This window comes from Mesorhizobium sp. M4B.F.Ca.ET.017.02.2.1, from assembly GCF_003998955.1.
Classification (GTDB): domain Bacteria; phylum Pseudomonadota; class Alphaproteobacteria; order Rhizobiales; family Rhizobiaceae; genus Mesorhizobium; species Mesorhizobium abyssinicae.
Genome location: NZ_RZOF01000413.1, coordinates 1 through 5,102 on the forward strand (window position 1 = coordinate 1; position 5,102 = coordinate 5,102).

The window sequence follows — 5,102 nt, forward strand, 5'->3', positions numbered from 1 at the left end:
CCATCCAGCAGCTCGGCGCCGGCGACACCATCACCGACAGCTTCACCGCCGTCTCCTCCGACGGCAGCGACAGCCAGCTCGTCACCGTCACCATCCATGGCACCAACGACAGCGCGGTGATCACGGCCAACGGCGCCCAGGACACGTCCGTCACGGAGAAGAGCGGCGTTGCCAACGGTACGCTGGGCGATGCGACGGCCTCGGGCGACCTCAACGCAACCGATGTCGACAACGCGGCGACCTTCAACGTTCAGGCTGCCGTGGCCAAGAGCTATGGCACGTTCTCGATCGATGCTGCCGGCACCTGGAGCTATACGCTGGACGACAGCAACGCCACTGTTCAGGCGCTGAACAGCAGCGGCGCGAACACCACGCTGCATGAACTGGTGACGGTCACCACCGTCGACGGCACGCAGCAGGTGATCGACATCACCATCCACGGCGCCAACGATGCCGCGGCGATCACCGGCACGGCGACCGGAACCGTCGTCGAAGCGGGCAGTTCCAATGGCGGCGGCACACCGACAGCGACCGGCGACCTTCTGTCGACCGATGTCGACAACACCACGGACGCGTTCCAGGCCGTCAATTCCGCGACGGCCAGTGCGTCCGGCTACGGCACCTTCACCGTGACATCAGCCGGTGTCTGGACCTACACGCTCGACAATTCGAACCCGACGGTCAACGCGCTCAGCAACGGGCAGCCCTTGAGCGACAGTTTTACCGTCTATTCGGAGGATGGCACCGCAAAGCTGGTCTCGGTCTCCATCACCGGCGCCGACGACGGCCCGCCGCGCTTTGCGCCGACCGATATCCAGCTGACGCCGAGCACAACAACGGATAATCTGAATTTCAATTCCTTCCAGTTCACGGGAACCCTGAGCGCGACCGACTCAGATCCTGGCAGCTTTGTCTACAGCATCACCTCGCAATCGAATACGAACCTGTTTTCGATCAGCGGGAACACGCTCAGCTCGGGAAGCCTCACGACGAACAGCATATCCACCGTGACCGTGCAGGCCACCCAAGTCGGCGACCCGGTCGGGCCCGCATATCAGTACAGCGAGACGTTCCAGATCATAACGGGCAGCAACGGCTTGAACGCGGGAGAAACACTCAACGATCCCAGCAACAACAACGGCGACGACGTCCTCTACGGCAATGGCGGAGCGGACTCGATCTTTGGCCTGGCCGGTAACGACACGCTGTTCGGGCAGGACGGCAACGACACACTGAACGGCGGCGATGGCAACGACCGATTGGTGGGCGGCGTCGGCACCGACACGCTCACTGGCGGGGCGGGATCCGACACGTTCTACTACGGATCGGCCATCTCGGATTCCCCGGCAAGCGCCGCGAACGACACCATCACCGACTTCGTACATGGCGTCGACAAGATCGACCTCTCCTCGATCGATGCCGCTGCCGCCCCGGGCGATCAGGCCTTCCTGTTCGGCGGGCAAAACGGGGCTACCGTCGCCAACAGCATCACCTGGTCCGAAAGTGGCGGCAACACCGTCATCCACGTCGACGTGACCGGCAACACGACGGCCGACTTCCAGATCACGCTGACCGGCACCGGGCTTGGACTGACAGCGAGCGATTTCGTGCTGTGATGAAGGAGGTGAGCCGGCGGCTCCGCCGACTCACCTCATCTCTCTCCAGCCGCGGATTCGGCCTGCGAATTAAGGTTTACATCAGGTTTACAAGCGGATCGCGTGGCTGGCGGGAAGATCGGGAGTAGTATCGGTTCGGGCGTGTAGACAGGGGGCGGTTCTCCGCTGGGCATTTTGGGCATCGATAACAAATCGCAGATCGTGAAGGACGCGCTTGGGGCGTGCCGCCGCTATTTCCTGGTCGCGGCGGCGTTCAGCCTGGCGATCAATCTGCTCTATCTCGCCTCGCCGCTCTACATGCTGCAGATCTACGACCGGGTGGTTACCAGCGGCAGCCAGACGACGCTGGTCATGCTGACGATCGTGCTGCTGGCGGCCTTCCTTGCGCTGGCCGGCCTCGATCTGGTGCGCGCCTGGATCCTGACGCGCGCCAGCGCGCGCCTCGATCGGCTGCTTTCGGCGAGGATCCTCGCCGCATCTGTCGAAACGCCTTCGCAGGGCGCCGCGCAAAGCCAGCCGATCCGCGACTTCGACACCTTCCGCCAGGTCATCACCGGCAGCGGCATCCACGCGCTGTTCGACCTGCCCTGGTCGCCGATCTACATCGGCATCATCTTCCTGCTGCATCCCTGGCTGGGCTTCTTCGCGCTCGGCTCAGCGCTTCTGCTCATCGCCATGGCCGTGCTCAACGAATACCTGGTGCGCGCGCCGCTGAAGCAGGCCAACGACATCGCCACGACCAACTACAATTTCACCGAGATGAGCCTCAGGAATTCGGAGGTCGTGCGCGCCATGGGCATGATCGACGGCCTCGTCCGCCGCTGGGGCCGCGACCGCAACCTTGCACTCTTGCGTCAGGCACAAGCCAGCGACCGCGCCGCGCTGATGACGGGGCTGATCCGCTTCCTGCGCCTGACCATGCAGTCGCTCATCCTCGGCCTCGGCGCCTATCTGGTCATCGAACGGCAGACCACCGCCGGCTCGATGTTCGCGGCCAGCCTGTTGCTCGGCCGCGGGCTGCAGCCGGTCGAGCAGATCGTCGGCCTGTGGCGCAGCCTGATCCTGGCGCGCGCCGCACTTGCGAGGGTGCGCAAGCTGGTCGATGGCGGCGGGCAAAGCGAGCGGTCTTTCAACCTGCCGAAGCCCACCGGCAGGATCTCTGTCGAGCAGGTGAGCTTCGCCGTTCCCAGTGTGCAGAAGGTGCTGCTGCGCGACGTGTCGTTCCGGCTGGAGGCCGGCGAGGCGCTGGGCATCGTCGGCCCTTCGGGCGCCGGCAAATCGACGCTGGCCAGGCATCTGGCGGGCGTCATGCAGCCCAGCCGCGGCACCGTCAGGCTGGATGGGGCCGACATGTCGCATTGGGGGCGCGATGCGCTGGGCGACCACATTGGCTATCTGCCGCAGGATATCGAGCTCTTCGCCGACACCGTCGCCGCCAACATCGGCCGCTTCAAGACCAATGTCGACCAAGAGGTGATCGAGGCCGCGCGGCTGGCCGGCGTGCATGAGATGATCATCCGTCTGCCGCAGGGCTACGAGACGCAGATCGGCGAAGGCGGTGCGGTGCTGTCCGGCGGCTATCGCCAGCGCATCGCCCTTGCCCGGGCCGTGTTCGGCACGCCGAACCTCATCATCCTCGACGAGCCGAGCTCCAATCTCGACGCCGATGGCGACCGCGCGCTGAGCGACTGCGCGATCGAGCTAAAGAGGCGCGGCAGCACCGTCATCATCGTCTCGCACCGGCCCTCGACACTCGCCAATGTCGACAAGATCCTGCTCTTGCGCGACGGCGCCGTCGAAGCCTTCGGCATGCGGAACGAAATCGTGGCACTGCTCAACCAGCGCCAGGCTCCAATAGCGGTGGCAACCCAATGAGCTGCGAGGGGAGAGACGTTTGAGCGACAGCGCCCTCATCTATCGCAGCCTGCCCGGCGAAGCCGGTATCCCGGCCCCGGATTCGATCCGGGTGCCGGCCCTGATCGGCCTGTTGATCATCCTCGCCTTCTTCGGCGTCTTCGGCGGCTGGGCGGCCTTCGCCCCGCTGAACGGCGCCGTGCTCGCCGATGCTGTGGTCAAGGTGGAAGGCAACCGCAAGAGCCTGCAGCACTTCGACGGCGGAACGGTGAAAGAGATCCGCGTCAAGGACGGCGACATCGTCAAGACGGGCCAGGTCCTGCTGCTGCTCGACGACACCAGGCTGCGCTCCGAGTTCAATCTCTACGCCCAGCAATATGCGCTGCTGCGCGCCACCGACGCCAGGATCCGGGCGGAGTTGGACGGCAGCCAGGACGTTGCCTTCCCTCAGGACATCGCCGGCGAGCACCAGGCCTATCTCAAGGACGCCATGGCCAACCAGGTCGCCGACCTCGAAAGCCAGCGCGCTTCGATGGCCGGCGCCAGGCAGATCCTCCAGAAGCGGATAGCCGAGCTCGACGAGCAGATCGACGGCAAGCAGGCCCGCGTCGATTCATACCGTGCCCAGTTGCAATCGACCGTCGACGAGAAGGCGAGCCTGTCGAAGCTGCTGAAGGCCGGATTGACCACCCGCCCGCGCATCCTGGAACTCGACCGATCCGCCTCGGACCTGCAGGGCCTGATCGACGAGAACCTCGGCGCCATCGCCGGCAGCCGGCAGACCAAGGCCGAACTCGAGAGCCAGATCGCGCAATTGACCAACGAGCGCCGGGCCAAGCTCTCGGCGATGCTGATCGAAACGCAATCCAATCTCGCCGACCTGGTGCCCAAGATGTTCGCGGCTCAGGCCGCCATGGACCGCGCCGAGGTCCGCGCGCCCTATGACGGCCAGGTGATGGACCTCACCGTCTTCTCGATCGGCGCGATCGTCGCGCCGGGCCAGACCATCCTCGACATCGTGCCGACCAAAAATTCGCTGATCGTCCAGGCGCAGGTTCGCGTCGAGGACATATCGAGTCTCAGAGCCGACATGACGGCCGAAGTCCGCTTCACCTCCTACAAGCAGCGTTCGATACCGATCATCCACGGACACGTCACCCGCATATCGGCCGACCGCATCACCGACAGCAAGACCGGCCTTCCCTATTATGTCGCCGACATTGCGGTCGATCCGGCCGAACTGGCGGCCGCCCCTGAGATATCGCTCTATCCCGGCATGCCGGCCTCGGTGATGATCGTCACCGAGGAGCGCACGGCGCTCGACTATATCCTTGGGCCGCTGGTGACATCGTTCCACACCGCCTTCCGGCAGAAATAGCCCCGGACCGGATCAAAGGGACGCTCGGTCGTTCTGATCCGGGACACGGCTCTGCCTGAAAGCGCGCGCCGGCTCGGCGACCGGGTAGAGCCTGTGATATCGGGCAGTCAGACCAGCATGCCCATCGGGTTTTCGATCATGCGCTTGAAGGCGCCGAGCAGTTCGGCGCCGAGCGCGCCGTCGACGGCGCGGTGGTCGGTCGACAGCGTCACCGACATGACGTTGGCGATCTTGATCTCGCCGTTCTTCACCAC

4 protein-coding genes are annotated in these 5,102 nt (G+C 64.8%); 3 read left to right on the forward strand and 1 reads right to left on the reverse strand.

Annotation, left to right across the window (positions count from 1 at the left end):
• The first annotated feature begins 2 nt into the window (after nt 1–2).
• The 3 genes from EN738_RS30680 (at nt 3) to EN738_RS30690 (ending at nt 4,848) form a co-directional block, all read left to right on the forward strand.
• On the forward strand, nt 3–1,616 hold the full coding sequence (locus EN738_RS30680) for a VCBS domain-containing protein (RefSeq protein WP_281034334.1): 1,614 nt from the start codon (nt 3–5) through the stop codon (nt 1,614–1,616).
• 180 nt (nt 1,617–1,796) lie between these two features.
• Nucleotides 1,797–3,491, forward strand: coding sequence for a type I secretion system permease/ATPase (locus EN738_RS30685; protein WP_127286883.1), 1,695 nt, complete (start codon nt 1,797–1,799; stop codon nt 3,489–3,491).
• Nucleotides 3,492–3,510: 19 nt separating this feature from the next.
• On the forward strand, nt 3,511–4,848 hold the full coding sequence (locus EN738_RS30690) for an HlyD family type I secretion periplasmic adaptor subunit (RefSeq protein WP_127286882.1): 1,338 nt from the start codon (nt 3,511–3,513) through the stop codon (nt 4,846–4,848).
• Nucleotides 4,849–4,955: 107 nt separating this feature from the next.
• Here the strand turns inward: EN738_RS30690 and EN738_RS30695 are convergent.
• Nucleotides 4,956–5,102 (reverse strand): 2-oxo acid dehydrogenase subunit E2 (locus tag EN738_RS30695; protein WP_189606051.1); only part of this gene is annotated, 147 nt, incomplete at its 5' end.